Raw genomic sequence first — 24,170 nt, forward strand, 5'->3', positions numbered from 1 at the left:
ATAGTTAGCTTTAAAGTTCAACGCTAACAAAGTAAGTACAAATCTATTAACTTTCCAAAAATAATTCTTGCTAATTTTATTTTTTATGATTCTTGTGAAGAAAACTCCATCAAATAAGCTTTGATAAAACCATCTATTTTGCCATCCATCACGCCGTTCACATCCGAGGTTTGATAGTTGGTACGGTGGTCTTTCACACGACGGTCATCAAATACGTAGCTTCGGATTTGAGAACCCCATTCGATTTTCTTCTTACCGGCTTCCACCTTCGCCTGTTCTGCCATACGGTGCTGCAATTCCTTATCATATAAGATAGAACGTAACTGACGCATTGCATTCTCACGATTCTTCGGTTGGTCACGGGTTTCGGTATTCTCGATCAGGATTTCTTCTTCCTCACCGGTATAAGGGTCTTTATACTGATAACGCAAACGGACACCGGACTCCACCTTATTCACATTCTGTCCACCGGCACCACCGCTTCGGAACGTATCCCAAGAGATATTGGCAGGCAAAATATTAACTTCAATACTGTCATCTACCAACGGAGTAACAAACACAGAAGCAAAAGAGGTCATACGTTTACCCTGCGCATTGTAGGGAGAAACACGAACCAAACGGTGCACACCGTTCTCTCCTTTCAAATAACCATAAGCAAAGTCACCTTCGATATTGATAGTACAGGTCTTGATTCCGGCTTCATCCCCTTCCTGAAGGTTGGCAATGGTAGCTTTATAACCATTCGTCTCGGCATAACGCAGATACATACGCATCAACATGGAAGCCCAGTCCTGACTTTCCGTACCACCGGCACCTGAATTGATTTTCAGCACACAATCCATCTGGTCGGCTTCATCACGAAGCATATTTTTGAGTTCGAGTGCCTCTACCGCCTCACTGGCTTTTGCATAAGCAGCATCTACATCTTCCTCAGTCACCAGTTCTTCTTTATAGAAATCAAATGCCAGTTCGAGTTCGTCTGCCAGCGTTTTGAGTTCGTTGTAACCCTCAATCCACTTTTGCAGGTCTTTCACCAGTTTCATTTGAGCTTCGGCTCTCTTCTGGTCATCCCAGAATCCCGGAGCTTGTGTTCTTAATTGCTCTTCTTCGACTTGAATTTTCTTCCCGTCGATGTCAAAGATACCTCCTCAGCGCATCAGTGCGCTCTTTCACGTCTTTAAGTTGTTCAATAGTAATCATTTGATTTACAAATTTATTATTTACAAATTTCAGATATCGGGGACAAAGATAAGCAAAATTCTGCTACCTTTGTTTTTGTTATTAAAATGTTGTCATATTATGAACAAACGATTGAAACTTTCTTGCTTGTCACTCTTCCTGGCATTAGTGATTTGCAGCTGTAGCTCACAAAAGAAGTATAGCTACGAAACAGTGCCCAATGACCCGCTAAAAGCCCGCATTTACACACTGGATAACGGACTAAAGGTTTACCTCACCGTAAACAAGGAAACTCCGCGCATACAAACATTTATCGCAGTAAGAGTGGGCGGGAAGAATGACCCGGCAGAAACGACGGGACTTGCCCATTATTTCGAACATCTCATGTTTAAAGGCACCGACAAGTTTGGCACAAAAGACTACGCGACCGAAAAACCTCTGCTGGATGCAATCGAACAACAGTTCGAAATTTATCGTAAGACTACGGATGAAGCGGAACGTAAGGCGATCTACCACACCATCGACAGCCTTTCTTACGAAGCTTCCAAGTATGCTATCCCTAATGAATATGACAAATTAATGGCAGCCATCGGATCTACCGGCAGCAATGCTTATACCTGGTATGACCAGACGGTCTATCAGGAAGACATTCCTTCCAACCAGATAGAAAACTGGGCGAAGATTCAGGCAGATCGTTTTGAAAACAATGTAATTCGTGGTTTCCATACTGAATTGGAAGCTGTATATGAAGAGAAAAATATGTCACTCACCCGTGACAACAGCAAAGTGCAGGAAGCTATTTTTTCTTCTCTTTTTCCCAAGCATCCTTATGGAACGCAGACTGTGTTAGGTACACAGGAGAACCTAAAGAATCCTTCTATCACGAATATCAAGAACTACTATAAACAATGGTATGTGCCCAACAATATGGCAATCTGTATGTCTGGCGATTTAGACCCGGATGCAACAATTGCATTAATCGATAAATATTTTGGTGGATTGAAACCCAATCCGGAACTCCCGAAACTGGACCTTCCGAAAGAGGCGCCAATCACGCAACCTGTTGTAAAAGAGGTGTTAGGTCCGGATGCCGAAAGCGTTGCATTGGCTTGGAGATTCCCCGGTGTATCCGACAAAGACTTTGAAATCCTGCAAGTCGTTTCGCAAGTATTGTACAATGGAAAGGCAGGACTTATCGACCTTGATCTGAACCAGCAACAGAAGGTCTTGAATAGTTACGGTTACCCGATGGGACTGGCAGATTACTCTGCATTGCTGTTAGGAGGACTTCCTAAACAAGGACAAACACTGGAAGAGGTAAAAGACTTGCTACTCAGCGAAATCAAGAAGCTCCGTGCCGGAGAGTTCGACGAGAAAATGCTGGAAGCGAACATCAACAATTTCAAACTCGGTGAACTGCAAAACATGGAAAGCAACGAAGGACGTGCCGATATGTTTGTCAACTCATTTATTAACGGCACAGACTGGAAAAATGAAGTTACTGCCATCGACCGTATGGCCAAACTGACCAAAGAAGACATCGTAGCGTTCGCCAACAAATACCTGAAAGAAGATAATTATGCCGTTATCTACAAAAAGCAAGGAAAAGACCCGAACGAAAAGAAGATGACGAAACCGGAGATTACTCCTATCATAACCAATCGTGATGTAGCCAGTCCGTTCCTTGTGGAGGTACAGGAAAGCGCAGTCAAACCGATTGAACCAGTGTTTCTCGATTATCAAAAGGATATGAGCCAATTAAAGGCAAAATCGGATATTCCGGTTCTTTACAAACAGAATGTAGCCAATGACCTGTTCCAATTGATTTATGTCTTTGATATGGGAAACAACCATGACAAAGCTTTTGGAACAGCATTCGATTATCTCGAATATCTCGGTACTTCGGACATGACACCGGAAGAACTGAAAAGTGAATTCTATCGCCTGGCTTGTACTTTCTATGTTTCTCCGGGTAACGAACGCACGTATGTCGTACTTTCCGGACTGAATGAGAATATGCCTGCTGCCGTACAATTATTCGAAAAGCTACTGGCAGATGCGCAGGTTAATAAGGAAGCCTATACTAATATGACCAGCGATATACTGAAAGCCCGTTCGGACGCCAAACTGAATCAGGGACAGAACTTCTCCCGTTTGATGAGCTTTGCCATGTACGGTCCCAAATCCCCTGCCACCAATCTACTGACGGAGGCGGAACTGACAAATATGAATCCACAGGAACTGGTAGACCGGATTCACAATCAGAACAGCTACAAGCACCGTATTTTATACTACGGCCCAAGCAGCAGCAAAGATTTACTGGCTACCATCAACCAATATCATCAGGTTCCGGCAGTCCTGAAGGATATTCCTGCCGGAAACGAGTATGCTTATCTCGAAACTCCCGTTACTAAAGTTCTAGTAGCTCCTTATGACGCCAAGCAAATATACATGGCACAGATATCCAATCTCGATAAGAAGTATGATCCTGCCATTGAACCTATCCGCGCATTATATGATGAATACTTCGGAGGGGGCATGAACTCTATCGTCTTCCAGGAAATGCGTGAAACACGTGGATTGGCTTATTCCGCCTGGGCTAGCATAATGCCGCCGAGCTACTTGAAGTATCCCTATGTACTACGTACACAGATTGCCACGCAAAACGACAAAATGATTGATGCCGTCACTACATTTAATGACATCATCAATAATATGCCGGAATCCGAAGCTGCTTTCAAACTGGCTAAAGACGGATTAACCAACCGTCTGCGCGCCGAACGTATCATCAAAGGTGACATTATCTGGAGTTATATCAATGCACAAGATTTAGGGCAAAACGTAGACCCGCGCATCAAGCTCTACAACGACATACAGAACATGTCGCTAAAAGATATTGTCGATTTCCAAAAGCAATGGGTAAAAGGACGTACGTATGTTTATTGCATCCTGGGAGATAAGAAAGATTTGGAGCTGGATAAATTGAAAGCTGTAGGTCCTATTGAAGAATTGACCCAAGAACAGATTTTCGGATACTAAAAAGAAACGAGCCGGCCATAAATAATTAGCAGGTGTCAAAGCCCCCCCTAAACACAAAGTTTACCCCTGTTACAAATTGAACTGTAACAGGGGTAATACTTTTAAAGAGAGCTCCAATACACTCTTTATTGTTTCCGATTTATCATTTACGGTTTATCGTTTCATTTTTAACGATAAACCGCTTATCGCCTATTTCTCACTTTCTTCGTACATCTTCTCTATCTGCTCACTATAATTCTTGGCAACCACCGCCCGTTTCAGTTTCAGTGTATTAGTCAATTCTCCACGTTCCATGCTGAATGGCTCAGGCAGTAAAGTGAAACGTTTGATTTGTTCATAGTGCGCAAATTGTTGCTGAAGTGTATCGATCCGGGCACGGAACAATCCTACAATCTTCGGATGCTGCAACAGTTCCGTCATATCCTTATATTCAATACCCTTTTCTTTGGCATACTCTTTCACAAATCCATATACAGGAACAATCAGAGCCGAGACAAACTTACGTTGATCGGCGATAATGGCAATCTGGTCGATATAACGGTCAATGACCAACTTCGTTTCCAAAGCTTGCGGAGCGACGTATTTGCCGTTTGATGTTTTGAATAAATCTTTAATACGTTCCGTCAGGAAAAGCTGTCCATTTTTAAAGTAACCGGCATCACCTGTATGGAACCAGCCATCCGGCTCAATAGCGGCAGCTGTGGCTTCCGCTTTTTTGTAATAGCCTTTTGTGATCGTCTTACCCCGAAGCAGGATTTCATTGTCTTCACCGATTTTCACTTCAATCCCCGGCAGTACAACACCTACCGAACCGATATCATAGCCAACCGGCAGTGTACAAGATACAGTAGCCGTAGATTCCGTCAGTCCATATCCTACCACCATATTGATTCCTACCGAATGAACGAATTCATTAATCTCATCGGGAACGGCAGCACCGGCAGTCGGGAAAAAGTTACCATTCTCAATACCGATTGTTTTTTTTAGCAAAGAATAGATAGTCTTTTCGTAAAACTTATATTTCAGTTGATTCATCACCGGAGGAGTCTTTCCCAGACGCAGATAATCCAGATTATGGATTCTACCTACCCGGATAGCATCCAGCATCAGTGCCTTCTTCAACCCTGTAGTTTCGTTTATTTTTTCCTGTACCCCTGCATACACCTTCTCCCAAAAACGGGGAACACTGCACATCAGTGTCGGGCGAATTTCCTTAATGGTTGTTTGTATATCTGCCGGACGGAGATTGATACAAATCTGCACTCCTTTATGAATACAGAGATAACACCATGCTTTCTCAAACACGTGTGTTAATGGAAGGAAGTTCATCGATACATCCTTATCCGACATCGTCGTCAAACGGTCATCATGTGTATGAAACTGTTCCAGATAACAAGAATGATGAAGCATAACCCCTTTCGGTTCCCCCGTTGTGCCGGAAGTATAGAGAATATTTGCCAAATCATCATAAGAAGCCCGCTCCGTACGTTCTTCTACCGTATCATTATGAGGCAATCCCTCTCCCGTCGCCATAAATTCATCAAAATAGATAGATGATACGTCACGAGGGTCTTTTACCACCGAACGGTCAAAGATTATCAGTTGTTGCAAAGAAGAACAGAAACCAAAGATACTGAAAGCGGCATCATACTGGTATTGCTCACCGACAAAAAGAAAACGAATCTGCGCATCATTAGTGATATATTGCGCCTGCGCAGGTGAACTCGTTGCATAAAACGGAATGGTAACCGCCCGGTTGGCAAATGCACCAAAGTCTACATAGAACCATTCGGGTTTATTCTGTGAAAATATACCGATATTCTCTTGTTCTTCCACTCCCAATGCCACGAAAGCATTAGCTGCTTGCCGTACTGTTCCGGAGAACTGCTTCCATGAAATAGGAATCCATTGAGCTGTCTCATAGTCACGGTATTTTAAGGCTACCTTGTCGCCATATTTTTCGGCCTGACGATGGACCAGGACAGATAAATGATGATAAGTCATACTCTTTGTATTAGTAAATATGGTACAAAGGTATTAGTTTTATTTGAAACTATTGCTCAAAACGACTATCTTTGTGCAAAGATTAAGATATAGATAAAAGATTTGCACTATGAAATATGATATTCCATATATGACAACAGAGGCTGTAAGCCTGCTTAAATCACTGATTAGTATTCCTTCAATCAGCCGGGAAGAAACCCAAGCTGCGGATTTCCTGCAAAACTATATTGAAATGGCAGGTATGCAGACGGGACGTAAAGGAAATAATGTGTGGTGCTTTAGTCCTATGTTTGATCTGAAGAAGCCGACTATTTTACTTAACTCCCACATAGACACAGTGAAACCTGTTAACGGTTGGCGGAAAGATCCGTTCACTCCACGTGAAGAAAACGGTAAGTTATATGGATTAGGAAGTAACGATGCCGGTGCCAGCGTTGTTTCGTTATTACAGGTGTTCCTGCAACTATGTCGCACTTCGCAGAAGTATAATCTGATTTATCTGGCCTCTTGTGAAGAAGAAGTTTCTGGAAAAGACGGAATTGAGAGCGTATTGCCGGGACTTCCTCCAGTCTCATTTGCCATAGTGGGCGAACCGACAGAGATGCAACCCGCCATTGCCGAAAAGGGATTAATGGTATTGGATGTTACTGCCACAGGTAAGGCGGGACACGCAGCGCGTAATGAAGGAGACAATGCTATTTACAAAGTATTAGATGATATTGCCTGGTTCCGTGACTATCGTTTTGAGAAAGAGTCACCCTTGTTGGGTCCCGTAAAGATGAGTGTCACTGTCATCAATGCCGGTACACAACACAATGTGATTCCCGACAAATGTACTTTCATCGTCGATGTCCGGAGTAACGAGCTTTACTCAAATGAAGAACTGTTTGCTGAAATCAAAAAGCATATTTCCTGTGAAGCCCAAGCCCGTTCATTCCGTCTCAATTCTTCACGAATTGACGAAAAGCACCCATTTGTACAGAAAGCTATGAAGTTAGGACGCGTTCCTTTTGGTTCTCCAACATTGTCCGACCAGGCCTTAATGTCCTTCCCATCGGTAAAAATAGGTCCGGGACGTTCGTCACGTTCACACACGGCAGAAGAATATATCATGTTAAAAGAAATAGAAGAAGCGATCGGACTTTATTTAGAGCTATTGGACGGACTTCTGATTTAATAAAAGTCATTGGTGAATTGATAGTGGTTATCCTATTATATAGTTCTCAACTATCAATTCACCCATACAATAAAAACAAAGCAACGATTATTCAAACAACTTCGATAAAGCTTCCTCCAGTTTTTCACCCCTTAAATTTTTGCCTATAACAATTCCCGTAGGATCTACAAGGAAAGTTCTGGGTATAGCATAGATACCATATATATCAGAAGCATCCACATCCAACAATTGTACCCAATTCATTCCAAGTTCTTCAACAGCAGCCCTCCAAGGTTTCAGTTTCCGATCTGTGGATATGCTAATCACCTCAAATCCCTTAGAAGCATATTTTTCATAGGCAGCTTTCACATTGGGCATTTCATGCCGGCAAGGTCCGCACCATGAAGCCCAAAAGTCAATCAAGACATATTTTCCCTTACCCACATAATCAGACAAGAGTTTCATGTTACCTGCATTGTCTTTCACTTTAGCATCCGGGAAACGTTCGCCAATCTTTATCTTGGCATCCATCTCCTGCCGTTTCTTTCGTTCTTCACGCTGTTCCGGAGTCATTTTATTTTCAAGTTCCGCCTTCCTTCGCAGCTCTGCTTGGTTCTTCTTTTCCACAATATTTCTCACCAAATTATTTTGTGAAAACAGAGGCGAAGCTTCTTTCATCAGAATCTTCATATCATCAAAAGGCATCATCATACCTCCAACGGAGAAAAGATATACACCCACTATACTATTCTTATAATCCTTTATACAATGTGATACTGAATCCATTTGTGCAAGAAATTTCTTCTCTATTTTATCATATCTTGCTCTAAATGCAGTATCATTCCTCATCTTATCCGAAAATACTTCCGGTTTCATCCCAAGCATTAACTTATAAATATCATTCGATGTTTTCAACATATTATCCATTATTAGCTGCATACGATTTAAAGCTATATTCAATGAATCATTTAAAGGCGTTCCCCCTCTCTTATTCGCAGCAATATTTACTGATATTTCTCCTTTTTCGAAAATCAACGGATAGGTTTCTCCATCCATATCCTTGATGATCGCAATATCCGGCATCTGATGTACACCAGAAAAAGAGAACTTACCTTTTTCCACTGTTGTACTGTCCAAAACGACTTCTTTGGCTTTCTCTCTATCTCCCATCAGACATAAATACAACAATTGATTATTCAATTCCTCATTAGCAATTCCTTGGATAGAGAATTTCTCTTGGGCAGAAGAAAATATAGCAATAGCACAAAACGTGCATAAAATCATAATTCGATTTCTCATATAGAATAAATTTATATCAAAAACAGTAAACACTCATGTTCAATACCTGCTATTATCATTTCAAATTCTGATAATCATTTAAACTAATAATAGATCTTCTTATTTTTCTTATCGGAAATGGTCTGATAATCTTTCACCTTTATATTAAAATATGATTTAGACTTTCCATCATCATTAGAAGGCAACTGTTCTTTATCTTTTTTGTGTGGCAACTCAAGAATATCTATTTCTTTCACACTCTTCTTCAGTTTCGGGAATAAAAGACTGATATAAATATATTTATGATTAAATCCTTTGACAGCCAACAGCCTACCCATCGGAGCTCCACCATCATATCCTCGTACATTATACTCATCGCCACTTTTCTTATCGATAATCTTAAATCCCGGACTATAATACAACCATTGCCAGTCCCAATAAATAGGTTGTATGAATGTCACTTTAGTATCATTCTTTCTCCTTTCAATCGAATATAAAGAAGGAGTTGTAGACCTCCCATTCTCATACGCTTTCTCATACACTTCTTCAGGAACTATAACTAGACTATCGCTTGGAAGCATATAGGCTTGTGCATATAATTCTTTATCACGCTTCTGCTTTTGCTCATATTCTTTCAACCGCTGTTCACCTCTTTTTACTCGTTCACTTTTCTCCGGCATTACCTCTTTGGACATCTCTGTATGGAGTTGCTGCACTAACAACGGCGTTGTCTCACGCATAACAACCAATGAAGCCTCTTTATATTTTTTACCTACGGGAGATTCATAAAATGCAGCAACAGCTTTTAATTCTTCCAATGTTAAATGCTTCTCATAAACAGGCATATACATTTCAAACACCTTATTTTCTACTTTCTCTTTCCAGTTTTTAGAGAACTCATTCCAATAAGCCTCATCCTTTTTCGGCGCATTCAATTTCATTATAGATGATAATCTCTGGAGAAAGTCATCCGTAGTAGCCGAAGCACCGGAAAGTACCATAATCTTTTTCAACGTTTCTTTGTACTCATCTGTCGCATTTGTTTTTTGTGCAGAAGCTGGTAAAATTAAAGTAAACAGTGCAATTATGCACATCATTACTTTGGGAAGGAAAATGTTTTTCATAATTATCTGATTTTATTTATTTTGATTCCATATTTTATTTTGCATTTCCTACAAAGATACACATTAAATCTATATCATTTAATAGAATAGTACAATCAATGAGGCTACTATCCGGCTGCCCTGCAATGTATAGATAAACGAAATATCCCCTATTCATCCCTAATTATAACATTCATCCCCCTCTCTTATCAAAATGGCTTTGAACAATTCATTTCATCTTTTGATATGATATTATTATCTTTTTCTCACATACTTCGTTCATTTTTCGTAATTAACGCTATCTTTGCAATAGGTCGCTAAATCTACATAAGACTTTTAAAATACATAATATACGAATATGAAAAAGATTTTATTTTTATATATCATTCATCTAGGATTTGCCCTACAACCCATACAAATTCAAGCTTGTTGTCTCGACAATGAGGCTGTTCTCGCCAATGGGACTGCCATTATTCTACAATCACCTAAAGTGGACAATACCAAAACCATTCAGTTCATCAAAGATTTCTACGCAAACTACGTTTTTGGAGCAAAGAATTATGTTCCGGCAGTAAAAAAGCATTGTACAGCCAAATTGCAAAAGCAGCTGAAAGATAACTACGAGTATGACGGCGAAGGATATGCGATATGGAACTTCCGAACAGGTATGCAAGACGGACCAAGCGACATATCTAAAGTAACATCAGTAACTGCATTGGGAAATGGTTTATACAAGGTCAATTTCATTGATATGGGAATAAAGGGTAACCGTACTTTGAAAATTATCGACGTAAACGGGACACTGAAGTTCGATGCTATTAAATAATCCCCTCTAAGCAGATATATTATCAATTTAACAGATAACTAAAAAAGCCTTACTATTCAATCAAACAATGAAAGTAAATCATCTATAAGACTACATCCTTCACCGCTTTCACTTTCTTCCTGAAACCTCCACCCAAAGCAGGAAAGCGGGTGAAAGCGACCATGAAAAGCCCTTCCATCCTACTTTCAAAGGTTTCACCTACACACTTCAAATAGTTCCGCTTACCGCCGGAGCACATCACGAGACACCCCGTAATAACCTGCTGAAGCCACATAAATCGGCTGCATACGTTTGCCGATATTTTTCAATTTGCCTTCTTCCAGTAATCGCCGGAGGTGACGGTTCGCCGTAGTCCGTGTCATGCAGCATACCTCCTGAAAATCATAACGAAGCATTACGTCATGATCGGCGAAATATTCCTTCAACCGCATATCTATCTCTACCTCCGACAAGGATTCCGAATGGCGTGCATACTTGCTCCGGCTGACTTTAGCACCTACCAACTCCCCCCGCAAACGGGCATCGGGACGAAAACCGATTGTTTTCAACTCCATTTTCGACCATTTGTTCTTAGTGCTGCGAGTCACTTTTTGTGTACTCCGCAAGATTGGAGCAAAATAGCCAAGTCCCTCAATATGCACCTCACGTCCCTCGCGCAGTTCTTCACCACAAATTTGGGCAAGCATCTCGAACGCATTTTTTACATCACCTACGGAAAGCGAACTGCGCCCGTGAATCATCCGGCACAGTTTATCCGTTCCCACCTTACCATTCAAAAAAATGCGGGGATGCAAACCTTTCTCTTCCGAATCGTCGGACTCACCGGGATTCTCATACCAATCGTAAAGTATAGCCATTAGTCGTTAACGTTTTGATAGTGAATATATTTCATGTAAAAACTTTAAGTTTATCATCAAACCACTATTGTGGTTCATTTAAATCACGATTGTTATCCAATTAGATCACTCTTGTCATTTGATTGAACCACGAAAGTGAATCAACAATAACTCTTCGTCAAAGATACGATAAAAAATAGAGAAAAGGACGATAAGAAGCCGACTTCTTCAGGTACGTAGAAATTAATCTTTTTTCCGGAGAAATACTTGCAAACCGATATCATCCTATAGTACATTCGCAGTATCAGCGCTGAACAATAAACCGATTTTAATCACTTAAAAATAGAAAAAATGATGAATGCAATAACATTGATATGGAAACAGGTATTGAAGGAACTAAAATTGTTTCAAACGAAGGGGAACAAAGAAGATGCAGGTGAGAAAACGGACAAAGAGCTACAGAAAACGCTAAAATGTCATGAAGACAAATATGCCGTTCCCCTGCCGGACACTGCACTGCCTATTGGAAGAGAAAAAGAGAAAGAGGCAAAACGAAAACAACCGGTCCGATTAACCCAGGAGGTACGTACATTCCTGCAAAAACAGTATGATTTTCGTTACAACCTATTGACGGAAGAAACGGAATATCGTCCTGCCAACAAGCGTGCCGTTCCTTTCGAACCTGTAAGTAAGAGGGAACTGAACACTTTCTGCATGGAAGCACACGACCAGGGCATATCCTGCTGGGATAAAGACTTGAGCCGTTACATTTATTCCACTTGTATTCCTGAATACCATCCTTTCCGGCTTTACATGGAAGAACTGCCCGGCTGGGATGGGACAGACAGACTGGAGGCTTTGGCGCAGCGTGTCTCTGACAATCAGCTCTGGATAAAAAGCTTCCATACCTGGATGCTGGGACTCACCGCCCAATGGTTAGGCATGACGGGAACACATGCCAACAGCGTAGCCCCCATACTTGTCAGCAGCGAGCAAGGACGACAAAAATCCACATTCTGCAAGGCACTGATGCCGCCGGCACTGTCACGTTATTACATGGACAACCTGAAACTGTCTGCACAAGGAAAACCGGAAAGGTTACTTGCCGAAATGGGACTTCTGAACATGGATGAATTTGACAAATACGGAACGCAGCAAATGCCATTATTGAAGAATCTGATGCAAATGGCAAACCTGAATATCTGCAAAGCTTATCAAAAGAATTTCCGCAACCTGCCGCGCATCGCTTCTTTCATCGGTACAAGCAACCGTTTTGACTTGCTCACCGATCCCACCGGTAGCCGGCGATTCATCTGCATTGAAGCAGAACATCTGATCGATTGCGAAGGTATCATGCACAATCAGATCTATGCCCAACTGAAAGCTGAACTACTCTCCGGCATCCGCTATTGGTTCACAAAAGAAGAGGAACGGGAACTGCAACGCCACAATGCTGCTTTTTATCATCCGTGTCCGGCAGAGGAAGTCTTTCATGCCTGCTTCCGGATAGCTAAAGATAATGAAGAGGGAAGCGAACGGCTCTCGGCTTCGGACATATTCAGGAGACTGAAGATGTATAACCCCGCTGCCATGCGTGGAAGTAATCCGGCTACGTTCGCGCAAGTTTTGCTTGCGGCAGGGGTCACCCGCAAACATACCAAATATGGGAACGTGTATTTGGTGAAACCGATGAAAGCGGCATAAAGCTCCAAACAGAGGGAGGGTTCACCCGTAAGAAGCTGGTAAATAGCTGTTTACAAAGGGGTGAAAGAGGTGAAAAGAGAAAGAGGACATTAAGAGGGAAATAGGCTATAAACAGTAAGATTTTGAATAGAAAATCAGGAAAAACTTGATTATCTATTCAAAATCTTATTGTTTCCGGATATTTATCCTACTATCCATTTACTGCCCGGTATAAACGAGATTATCTTAGTTGTTACAAAACAACAGATAAACGTAACCACTGCGATACATGGTATAGCGGCAACAGTGGGAAGCGCCAATGTATCTTTGAACACAGTCACCCACAGTCCGAGCCAGAATATGTGCATAAGATACATACCATAGCTAAGTTTCGATGTTTCCGTCACCAACTTGGGAGCTTGCGGACGTTTGATACATGTAAACATAAGGAATGTACCCGTTGTGAGAAGCACACAGTTAATCGTACAGAAAGCCCATCCTATTTCTATTACAGGTGTGGAATGGAGTTCGCCGGGTATAGCCTGCACATAGAATGAATAAATAGTCCATACAGCACCGATCACCATTAAAATAGTTCCTATAGTGAAACGTTTGGAACGGTTCCAGGTAAGGTGTACACGAATGTAATGTGCCAGAACAAGATAGCCCAGATAACCGGAGAAGTACCACAACATGTGGTATTCATTCCAGAAACATTGTCCCCACACTTCACCACACCAACGATTGAGATAAGGCATACAGGTTGACAACACGAACAGCCCTATAAAGAAACGTTCTTCTTTAGCCGTGGCTTTTCTCAACCAGGGGGATATAATTGGGATAAACAAATAAAGGCTTATCAAAGGATACATAAACCACAAGTGTCCGGCTAGCGTCGGGAAATTCAGGAATATCCGCGACAAGTCCTTCATAGATGTTTCTCCGTCTATCTGTCCCCACAACATAGGTAGAGTGCTGTACAGTATCATGAATATGAAAAACGGTGGAAGGATGCGAAGACAGCGCTGGCGATAGAATTGCCACATAGACTGCTCTTCCTTCATCGGTGCAAGCAGGAAGGCGGAGACTATCATGAACAGGGGTACTGCCATACGTGAAAAACCGTCGTATACTGATACCCATAGCCGGTCTGCTTCATTCGCTAGAAAAGACTGCGGGCCTGCCATATCGGTGGATCCGGGAGCACCATAGAAATTCTCACTGGCATGAACAAGGATGACGAGAAAGCATGCAAACACACGGATGTAATCTAAAAAAACAATACGTTTCATTTATTCTAAGTTTTCTAGTTATTAATTTATTCTTTTGTGTTCGGGAACGCAGAGATTCTCAACCGTGCCGCACCCATGGGGATCAATGTTATTTCTTCTTTATCACCTTTCACCGCATCTTCTTCCGGCAATACGCCACACAGTCCTGTTTCGTCTATCTTCCATTCAGGTACCGGACGACCGATAGCTTTTACTTCTAAAGGTACACTGGTTGCTGTGAAAGGATAGTTGTCAGCCGGCCAGGATTTACGGATTACCTTGAAATTCTTCAAAGGTTCTTTCTTATCCAATACCAATGAATAATTCCAGGGGCTATCCGGATAGATTTCAGTAGTAGGCCATTTCTTCGAATCAGCACCTTTCTGCCATTTTGAATCACCGATAGCTGTTTCTCGACTGTCTTTCTCTACATATTTCTCTGCAATCTTAAGAGACAAAGTCAAAGGTCCGTAATCTACGCTTACACTGTTTTTATTAACCTGCCAGGTACGCATAGACAAAGACATCGGAAGAGTCAATTCCACACGATCACCATTCGCCCACTCACGATTGATGCAAAGATATTTTCCCGCTACAGGAGCTGCACTTACCTTCTTGCCATTCACCCGCACTTCCGCCTTTTGAGTCCATGAAGGAATACGGAGATAGAACGGAAAAGCGACCTTTTCACCGGTAGAAACAGTAAAGGCAATAGCTTCTTCAAAAGGATAATTTGTCTCTTCGTGAAGAGTGATTTCCTTGCCGTCACCCACTTTCACTGTAGCTTTGCAAGCTGCATAAATAGCTGTTGCCACTCCGTTATCGGGAGTTGCCAATACCAGATGTTCGGTGAAGTAAGGCCAGCCTTGTGCATGGTTGTGTTGGCAGCAACGACTGCTGAAAGGATTCATCGAAAGGAACGGTCCACGATTGTCAATGCCCGGATGATGATTCTTCGAATCACTGATGGCATGGTTCGGACAAGTGATATAACGCAATGCCTTGAAGTCCGGCATCACGGCAGCCGGATAAGAGTTGAACGCTACTTCTTCACAGTGTTCCGCCCACATGGGATCTCCTGTCATGCAAAGCATGATTTCATCAGAAGCCATTTGTTCAACCAGTCCGCAGGTTTCCACTCCCTGACGGGGATCAATATATCCCAGACGGGCATTTTCGTCCGCACCGAACATACCACCGGGAACTTGACCAAAAGTACGCCGAATCAGATGATGGACATTATAAGAGGCTTTCAGCATCGCCAAATCTCCGGTCAGCATATAATAAGTGGCAGGTTCACGGAAACATTGGGCGATATTGACATTGTGCCAGTTAGGTAAGGAGGTGGATTTCGTCCAGTCGGCTGTATTACGGTGAATTTTCTCGGCTAATTCGAGTAGGAAAGCATCTCCGGTATGGTTGTAAAGCCAGTAGATACTGATGATGTTATCACCGCCACGGCTTTTCTCCCAATAATCTTCCAGAAGTTGGTCATCGGGAACAGTCATCTGCCACTTGAAGTAATTCGTCATCAGGTCAATGACACGCTGATCTTGAGAATACTCATAATAAGATTGCAGACACCAGAGCATAATCATCTGTGCCCAAAGTTCGCGTTTGCCGTTACGTTCATTGACCGGACCGAAATAGCCATCCGGCTGGCGACTGGCAAATACACCTTCAATCCAATATTTGGTTTCTTCAATCATCTTCGGGTCATTCAGGATATATGCTAGATTGCCATACCCTTTGAGCCAGTAAGGAACTTCCTCCCAGCCGTGATCGCCACCAGTTGTCAACCAGGCATTATTATCCTTTTCCAGCCAAGCGCTGATTTCTCCCAAATGTCCGGTCAGACCGTCACGTTGCAACTCCAGATACTTCTTCACCCATCCTTCGGGCTGAATACTACCTACCGGCAACTTTATAAAATTCAACGGTCGAAGCGGAGCGCGATACCCGATATAATTGGTATTGACGGACTGTATGTCCGGTCGGTCCACTACCGTCACCGTACCACAAGAAGAAGCAGGCGCACAAGCTGTAACCGCCACTCCAAGCACTATCGATGCAAAAAGTCCTTTCGTTTTATTTTTCTTCATTTCGTCTATTCTACTACTTCCGGAAATCATCCTAATTTCCCTATGAACCCAATTGAGCACTAACAAATTACATTAAAATAAAGAACGGATAATCTCTAATCAGACAACCCGTTCTTCAATGGCATGAACTGCCTTTATAACCTATTTATCAACAGAGAATTTGAAGATACATTGGCTTGTATACTTTTCGCCCGGGCGAAGTACAGCCGACGGCCATTCCGCTTTGTTCGGAGTATCCGGATATTTCTGTGTTTCGAGACATACGGAAGCACGTTGGTTGTAAGTAATGCCTTTCTTTCCTGTCAGCGAACCATCGAGGAAGTTACCTGCATATACCTGAATACCCGGTTCGTTAGTATAAACGTCGAGTACGATGCCAGTCTTCGGTGATTTCAAAGAAGCGCATTTACGGGTTACGTCGCCTTTCGTGTTCAATACCCAGTTGTGGTCGTAACCGTTACCGTTTTTCAGCTGTACGAAATCATAATCGTTGATACGTTCGCCTACCGGAGTCGGGGTGCGGAAATCCATCGGAGTTCCTTCTACCGGAACGATCTCGCCAGTTGTCATGAAAGTACTATCCACCGGAGTGTAATAGTCCGCATCCACCATCAACAAATGACCGGAGTTGTTGCCGGCATCACCTTCAAGGTTAAAATAAGAGTGGTTGGTCATATTTACAATCGTCGGTTTGTCTGTTTCCGCTTCGTATTGAATATCGATGGCATTATCGTCCGTCAGTTTCATCACTACCTTACAAGTGATGTTTCCCGGAAAACCTTCTTCACCGTCTTCTGCACGATAAGTCAACTGCAATTCCTGCGGATTCAACAATTCTGCATCAAACACCCGGTATTGGAATCCTTGCGGTCCGCCGTGCAGACAATGACCGTAGTTATTGCGGGGAAGCTGATATTCTACACCATCCAAGGTGAACTGTCCCTGATTGATACGATTGGCATAACGTCCGATAGTCGCACCGAAATCCGAAGGCTTGCTGATATAGTCCTGAATAGAATCGAAACCGAGAACAACGTCACGCATCTGTCCGTCTTTGTCGGGAACCATCACTGAAACAATACGTCCACCGAAGTTCGTAATACAAACTTCCATGTTGTTCTTGTTACGCAGAGTGAACAAATCAGTCTTCTTTCCATCTACTTCTGTCTGGAATTTACTCTGCAGTAAACCGGAATCTGTAGCCTTTTCAGCTTTCGGAGTACAAGCTGCCATTAAAAGGGCGGCAACTGCCCATACACATAACTTTTTCATGATACAATTGGTTTTTAAATATTAGTTTTCAGCTATTCATATTTAGATGCAGACGACGCGGATAACGCGTTTTTTCTAATTTTGCATCAGAAAAAGAGCCGCATCATCCGCGTTATCCGCGTTCAATTTACTATGTCAGCATATCACTGTATACTATTCAATAAATCTACCTTTCCTTCATTAACCAGCTTCAAAATCAACTCACCGAAAAGAGTATTCTGCCAGGCAAACCATGCACGGGTAAATTTCTTCGGATTGTCCTTATGGAAAGATTCGTGCATAAAACCGGTACCGGCATCCGTGTCCATCAACATCTTGATACAGGTCTTGATTTCGGCATCATTCTGACTTGTGAAGGCTTTCATCATAATACTCATCGGCCACACCATATCGTAACCGATATGCGGTCCGCCGATCCCTTCGCCTGCCTTGCCTTTAAAGAAATAAGGATTGTCCTCACTCCACACAAAACGGCGGGTATTCTGATAAATCGGATCGTTTACATTCACATCACCCAGATAAGGCATCGCAAGCAAACTCGGCACATTGGCATCATCCATCAGATGATGATTTCCAAAACCATCTACCTCGAATGCATAGATTTTACCATATTTAGGATGATTATACACCGCATATTTCTTTAAAGCTGTTTCCACCTCCTGCGCCAAGTCCTTACATTCTTTAGACAAAGCTGTCTTCTTGTTTACCTTCTCCAAAATCTCGGCTGCCTTACGCAAAGAAGATACGGCAAAGAAATTGGAAGGAACCAGGAATTGAAGCGTAGTAGCATCGTCCGAAGGACGGAAACTGGAAACAATCAAACCGACAGGTTTCACCGGTGCTCCCAGACCGTCATTGCTCACAGTATCTAGTGCACGTTCCGTCTTACGTTGGAATTTATAAGGGCCTACTCCATCTTTACGTTGCTGTTCTTTGAATGTTTTCAGTACATTAGTGATTGCCTGAATCCATTCTTCGTTGAATATACTTGCATCTCCGGTAGTCTTCCAGTAATGATAAGCCAAGCGCAACGGATAACACAAGGAGTCAATTTCCCATTTACGTTCGTGGAGTTCCGGCTTCATATCGGTAAGGTCACTCATCCAATGACCGTCAGGAATAGCGCCGTCATTAAACGCATTTGCATACGGATCGATATTGATACATTTGAACTGGCGGAGAATAACACCTGCCAGCATTTCTTTCAGTTCAGGATCCGCATTAGCTAATTGCACATAAGGCCAGACCTGTGCACCGGAGTCGCGTAGCCACATGGCGTGAATATCGCCCGTATATACGAACGTATCCGGTTTGCCATCGCTTCCTTTACGGAAATGTACGGTTGTATCCAGTGTATTCGGGAAACAGTTGGTAAACATCCATGCCAACTTCGCATTCTTCAAAAGTTTCTGTACACGGAGAATCTCCTTCTCTACCGCATTGGAACAGAACAAACGATTGGATATTTCCGGGCGGTTATCTTTCTGAATAGCATCCGCCAGACATACATGCATTTCCGTCATACGGTTGGAGGCTTGTAGCTCCCCGCCACAGAGAAGCATACCTGCCAGCATACCTGCGCTGATATATTTGATATGTTTCTTCATGATTACTTCTTCTTTTTAAATTCGTTAGAGAAAGAATAAGGGAAATCGGCCTCTTTGGTACCACGTTGCTGATTAGGTTTTGCGTCCATTTTGAAAGAAATGGTGGCACCATTCAGCAGGTCCTGATGAGTCAGGTAGTTTTTGGTATATTCTTTACCGTTCAATTTCATCGACGAAATGTAACGTTTATCGTCTCCGTTATTCGGAGCGGAGATAGTCACCGTCTTTCCGTTTTCCAGATGCAGCTTCATCTCCTTGAAGTAAGGAGTACCCAAGACATATTCATCCGTACCCGGACATACCGGATAGAATCCCATTGCCGAGAATACATACCAGGCAGAAGTCTGACCGTTGTCCTCATCACCGCAATAACCGTCGGGAGCTGGAGTATAGAGCTTGTCCATCACTTCACGAATCCAATGTTGCGCTTTCCAGGGTTGGCCGGAATAGTTGTACATATAGAGCATGTGCTGAATCGGTTGGTTGCCATGTGCATAGTTGCCCATGTTCATAATCTGCATTTCACGGATTTCATGAATAACGGCTCCATAATAACTTTCATCGAAAATCGGAGGCAGGATAAATACAGAATCCATCATCTGGTTGAATCCGTCTTTACCTCCCATCAGGTCAATCAGACCTTGAGGATCATGGAATACCGACCAGGTATAATGCCAACTATTACCTTCCGTAAAGGCATCCCCCCACTTCAACGGATTGAACGGAGACTGGAACGTACCGTCTTCATTCTTGCCACGCATCAACTTATGTTTAGGGTCATAGAGATTCTTATAATTCATTGCACGCTTTGCAAAGATTTCAATCTCTTTTTTCGGTTTCTTCAAGGCTTTGCCCAATTGATAGATACACCAGTCATCGTATGCATATTCCAGTGTACGGGCTGCATTCTCGTTAATACCTACATTATAAGGCACATATCCCAATTTATTATAATACTCATGTCCTAATCGTCCGGTAGAACGAACATTCGGATGCACTGCGTTCGCTCCATGTTTCACGGCTTCCCACAATGTCTCGATATCGTATCCTTTCAATCCTTTCAGGTAAGCATCGGCAACTACAGAAGCAGAGTTGTTTCCAACCATACAACCTCTGTGTCCCGGACTTGCCCATTCCGGCAGGAATCCGCTTTCTTTATAAGTGTTCACCAATCCTTCCTGCATCTTCGTATTCATGGATGGATACATCAGGTTAAGGAATGGGAAAAGACAACGGAACGTATCCCAGAAACCGGTATCGGTAAACATATAGCCCGGAAGCACTTCGCCATTATAAGGACTGTAGTGCATCACGTCTCCTTTGGCATCTATCTCATAGAAACTTCTGGGGAACAATACCGAACGATACAGGCAGGAGTAGAATGTACGCAAATGGTCGATATCATCGTCTTTCACTTCGATACGTCCCAGTACATCGTTCCATATCTTGCGGCCTTTCGCTGCAATCTGTTCAACATTGTCCGTACCCAGCTCTTTCAGGTTCAGTTCCGCCTGTTCAGGGCTGATAAAAGAGGAAGCTACACGCACATTTACCTGTTCGCCCTTGCGGGTTTTGAAACCGATCAGTGCACCGGCATGATTGTCTGTCGCTTCCAGTTTATTGGCATCAATCACACCGCTAGCTACGGCAGCTGTATAAGTGAACGGTTTGTCGAATACCAGTACAAAGTAGTTTTTAAAGTTAGCAGGAACACCACCGCTGTTTTTAGTGGTATAACCGATAATCTTGTTCTCCGAAGGGATTACTTTCACAAACGAACCTTTATCAAAGGCGTCTACCACTACATAAGAGTGGTCGTTTTCGGGGAAAGTGAAACGGAAAGCAGCCGCTCTCTCTGTCGGAGCAATTTCGGTCACTACATCATGATCGGCAAGATATACTTTATAATAATAAGGAGTAGCCGTTTCAGCTTTATGAGAGAACCAACTGGCACGCTCATCCTGATTAAATACTGCCTTACCGGTTACCGGCATGATGGCAAATTGACCGTAATCATTGATCCAGGGACTTGGCTGATGGGTTTGTTTGAATCCTCTGATCTTGTCAGCGTCATACGTATAGGCCCATCCATCGCCCATTTTACCAGTCTGCGGAACCCAAAAGTTCATTCCCCAGGGCAGCGCAATGGCAGGGTAAGTATTTCCGGTAGATAATGCGTGCTTTGACTGCGTACCAACCAGCGGACTAACATAGTCCACCGGTCCGGTAATTGTTTTTGCAGTCATAGCCCATGCACTAAGTAACGTAAAAGCGAATAGAGCTAGTTTCTTCATGGTATTTTTGTTTTATTTAATCAGTTTTCCTTCAAGCATTTTGATATAATATCCACCTACAACGGAACGTGCCTGGAAGCCTCTTTGATTCGGTTCGTCTGTAAATACCCAGTCGGACATCGGAACACGGTTAGGTGTAACGTTCATAAACAGATATACGGGTTCGATAAATTTCTCAAAGGTAGCTTTGTCATTTGCCAATGTAGCTGTCCACATGATCCAGTCGGTCTTTGTGTATGTTTCACGGTTATCCAACGGAAGACCATATTTATTTTGCTTCGAAAGATAGTAAGCTATTTCCGTTTCTGCAACATTTTTAGGGAAGATTTGCAGATCCAACAGTTTATCCCACACCAAGTTATACTTCTGGCTCCATGTTCCCGGTTTGTCAAATGTGAGACGATAGTGGTCACCATCATCCGCCATTTTCACCCATTCGGCAGCCATTTCTTTCGCTTTCTGTGTGTACTTTTCAGCCACGTCTTTCTTGCCCAGCATATCTGCCAGATAACCATAAGAAGCAACACCCATGATCGCTTTGATAGAAAGGTTGGCATTGTGTGCAAAGTGTCCTGCAAAGTCATCGGTACAAAGTTGGTTGGCCGGATCAAGTCCGTACTCTACCAGATAGTCTGTCCATGTAGTCAGAGTTTCCCAATGTTTTTGTGCGTAATCTGCATTACCTTCTACCTTTGCAATGGCAGCAGCCAATACTACCATATTACCCGATTCTTCTACCGGCATATCACCGCCATAAGTCTGGCCGTTAGCCAATGGATAAGTACCGACATCATGTGCAGCAAATGGTTTCGCCCATTTTCCGCTTTCGCTATAATAGAAGATATGGTTCATGGTAGCCTTCACCAACTCCGGATTGTAGTATAAGAGCAACGGAGCTCCCGGATAAGTCAGGTCGACTGTTCCGATGGAACCATTACTGAAGTTCTCCTTAGAAAGGAATACCAAGTCGCCATTCGGAGCCTGTACCAGTTTATGTGCAGCCAATGCCTGACGATAAGCCAATGCACAAAGTTCGGCATATTTACGTCCACCGGCAGCAGTAGCTTCTTCCATCAGTTTCTTGTCGAAAGCAGCACTGTTCTTCATTTGTGTCTTGTATTCTTTCTCCGCTTTCTGGAATTGGGAAACAATCGTTTCATTGCCCTCACGATTCCAGTAAGGACGCAGGTTATCACCAAAGTATTGGATAGAATAAATATCATCATATCCGATCAGCAGATGGCCATCAGCTTTTTGTGTTTCGCCCAATGAACGTACCAAAGCCAGTTTATCATAACCGTTTGTGGTAGGAGCTTCCAGTTTATTGGCTACGAAGTTCTTGCGCAGCTCTCTGCCGTCACCGATTGCATAGGTACTGTTTTCCTTTTCAGCTGCCAGATAGAAATGTCCCCAGTCAATACGAACATCATCACCCTTTTTCTTCAGAATATCCTGATTGCGGCTTCCGGTACGAAGGAATAACAAATCGCCGTCAGTAAAGCTGTCGGCAACAGATTCCTGGTGAGGTTGGTCGATTGCCCATTGCGGAGATGCTTCGAAATACAGTTCAACCTGATGTTTCTTTCCATCATTGGAGGCTACTTCATAAGAGATATAGTTGACAGGACGTGACAACAAGTCCAGATTATCCATGAACATAGGAGCGGTAAATGTCAGTTTCAGATCTACCGGACCACAAGTAAATGTATAATAAGTCTGCATAGGCTGCACGTCTGCAGATGTTTGTTGTGCTGTTTGATGGAAAGAACGGTAACCGTCCAGTTCTACCAACAATCCGAAATCCAGTAATCCGTTTCCTACACGGTTACGGCAATAGCCGGCAATCAGATTCTCACCCGGTTTCAAAGAAGCTACCACTTCTTCGGGCAGTTTCACTCTCTCGTTCTTTTTACAAGCATTACCTGTATCTACCACTTTGATGCCGTTGATATAGATAATAGCATCATCGTCATGAGAGAATTCAAGATATACATTCTTTCCTGTCAAGTCTTCCTGAATATCAGCTACCCGGCGTACCCAGATAAATTCTTCACCCCATTGAGTCTTTGCTGTATGTTCATTCTCCATGGTTCCGAAGGCAGCTTCGCCTTCTTTCCATGCTTTATCATTAAATCCAGCATTCTGCCATCCGTCAGCAGGCTGTTGAGTGGTATACTTTCCCGTCCAGCTACCTTGTTCGGATGTTTTCACCAAAGGACGTAGTTCCAGTTCTTCCGTTCCCATGAAACGGTAGGTTTGTCCGTCTACTTTTGCAACACCAAGTAAAGAAAAATCCTTGCCTGTCCAATGTTTTACAGGACTGTCGTATAGATTGTCCGTAGTAGACCATGCACTAGTATAAGGATCAATTGTCACCAGCGGATATGCCGGAGCACGTAATTCATTCTTCTCGTGCTGTTCTACCTGGGTCTCACAGCTACAAAATACAGAAGCTGTTCCCAGTAACAGCATCATCAGTTGTTGTTTCATAATTTAAATCACCTGTTTATTTAATCTATT

The 24,170-nt window shown here is 42.8% G+C and carries 15 protein-coding genes; 4 read left to right on the plus strand and 11 right to left on the minus strand.

Annotated elements, in window-relative coordinates:
• Positions 1-83: 83 nt before the first annotated feature.
• Positions 84-1,200 (minus strand): peptide chain release factor 2 gene (prfB, locus tag DXA54_RS15650; protein ID WP_143256892.1). Its coding sequence is split into 2 segments (ribosomal slippage): positions 84-1,136 and positions 1,138-1,200, totalling 1,116 coding nucleotides; the frame shifts between segments, so codons are not numbered across the junction.
• Between the two features lie 99 nt (positions 1,201-1,299).
• Between prfB and DXA54_RS15655 the strand changes: the two genes are divergently transcribed.
• A complete protein-coding gene (locus tag DXA54_RS15655; protein ID WP_165863257.1) occupies positions 1,300-4,218 on the plus strand; it encodes a M16 family metallopeptidase in 2,919 nt (972 codons plus the stop codon).
• Between the two features lie 189 nt (positions 4,219-4,407).
• Here DXA54_RS15655 and DXA54_RS15660 read toward each other — a convergent pair whose 3' ends face one another.
• On the minus strand, positions 4,408-6,222 hold the full coding sequence (locus DXA54_RS15660) for an AMP-dependent synthetase/ligase (protein ID WP_120079992.1): 1,815 nt from the start codon (positions 6,220-6,222) through the stop codon (positions 4,408-4,410).
• A gap of 109 nt (positions 6,223-6,331) precedes the next feature.
• Here DXA54_RS15660 and DXA54_RS15665 point away from each other — a divergent pair, with 109 nt between their 5' ends.
• A complete protein-coding gene (locus DXA54_RS15665; protein ID WP_004299550.1) occupies positions 6,332-7,399 on the plus strand; it encodes a M20 family metallo-hydrolase in 1,068 nt (355 codons plus the stop codon).
• An 87-nt stretch (positions 7,400-7,486) separates the two neighbouring features.
• Here DXA54_RS15665 and DXA54_RS15670 read toward each other — a convergent pair whose 3' ends face one another.
• Together DXA54_RS15670 and DXA54_RS15675 are read right to left on the minus strand one after the other, a co-directional pair.
• On the minus strand, positions 7,487-8,677 hold the full coding sequence (locus DXA54_RS15670; protein WP_243647659.1) for a TlpA disulfide reductase family protein: 1,191 nt from the start codon (positions 8,675-8,677) through the stop codon (positions 7,487-7,489).
• 83 nt (positions 8,678-8,760) lie between these two features.
• Positions 8,761-9,780 carry a DUF2059 domain-containing protein gene (locus tag DXA54_RS15675; protein WP_120079996.1) on the minus strand — a complete coding sequence of 340 codons (1,020 nt, stop codon included), beginning with the start codon at positions 9,778-9,780 and terminating at the stop codon, positions 8,761-8,763.
• Positions 9,781-10,117: 337 nt separating this feature from the next.
• Between DXA54_RS15675 and DXA54_RS15680 the strand changes: the two genes are divergently transcribed.
• Positions 10,118-10,585, plus strand: a complete 468-nt coding sequence (locus DXA54_RS15680; protein ID WP_004299546.1) for a hypothetical protein — start codon at positions 10,118-10,120, stop codon at positions 10,583-10,585.
• A gap of 221 nt (positions 10,586-10,806) precedes the next feature.
• On the opposite strand, the gene DXA54_RS15685 is transcribed toward DXA54_RS15680, so the two are convergent.
• Positions 10,807-11,442, minus strand: coding sequence for an HU family DNA-binding protein (locus tag DXA54_RS15685; protein ID WP_120079998.1), 636 nt, complete (start codon positions 11,440-11,442; stop codon positions 10,807-10,809).
• A 333-nt stretch (positions 11,443-11,775) separates the two neighbouring features.
• On the opposite strand from DXA54_RS15685, the gene DXA54_RS15690 reads away from it, so the two are divergent.
• The gene (locus DXA54_RS15690; RefSeq protein ID WP_120080006.1) at positions 11,776-13,125 is read left to right on the plus strand and encodes a VapE domain-containing protein; all 1,350 of its coding nucleotides are present in this window, start codon (positions 11,776-11,778) and stop codon (positions 13,123-13,125) included.
• A gap of 182 nt (positions 13,126-13,307) precedes the next feature.
• Here the strand turns inward: DXA54_RS15690 and DXA54_RS15695 are convergent, their stop codons facing one another.
• From DXA54_RS15695 to DXA54_RS15720, 6 genes are all read right to left on the minus strand, one after another.
• Entirely contained in the window at positions 13,308-14,396 is a 1,089-nt protein-coding gene (locus DXA54_RS15695) for an acyltransferase (RefSeq protein ID WP_120080000.1), read from the minus strand.
• 26 nt (positions 14,397-14,422) lie between these two features.
• On the minus strand, positions 14,423-16,477 hold the full coding sequence (locus DXA54_RS15700) for a beta-L-arabinofuranosidase domain-containing protein (RefSeq protein ID WP_120080008.1): 2,055 nt from the start codon (positions 16,475-16,477) through the stop codon (positions 14,423-14,425).
• Positions 16,478-16,618: 141 nt separating this feature from the next.
• Positions 16,619-17,749: an aldose epimerase family protein gene (locus DXA54_RS15705; protein ID WP_008642822.1), complete on the minus strand. Its 1,131-nt coding sequence runs from the start codon at positions 17,747-17,749 to the stop codon at positions 16,619-16,621.
• A gap of 143 nt (positions 17,750-17,892) precedes the next feature.
• A complete protein-coding gene (locus DXA54_RS15710) occupies positions 17,893-19,311 on the minus strand; it encodes a glycoside hydrolase family 125 protein (RefSeq protein WP_232284364.1) in 1,419 nt (472 codons plus the stop codon).
• A 47-nt stretch (positions 19,312-19,358) separates the two neighbouring features.
• Entirely contained in the window at positions 19,359-21,650 is a 2,292-nt protein-coding gene (locus DXA54_RS15715; RefSeq protein WP_008649383.1) for a GH92 family glycosyl hydrolase, read from the minus strand.
• A 12-nt stretch (positions 21,651-21,662) separates the two neighbouring features.
• Positions 21,663-24,140 carry a glutaminase domain-containing protein gene (locus DXA54_RS15720; RefSeq protein WP_008649382.1) on the minus strand — a complete coding sequence of 826 codons (2,478 nt, stop codon included), beginning with the start codon at positions 24,138-24,140 and terminating at the stop codon, positions 21,663-21,665.
• Positions 24,141-24,170: the final 30 nt, after the last annotated feature.

The organism is Bacteroides sp. OF03-11BH, from assembly GCF_003604005.1.
GTDB lineage: Bacteria > Bacteroidota > Bacteroidia > Bacteroidales > Bacteroidaceae > Bacteroides > Bacteroides ovatus.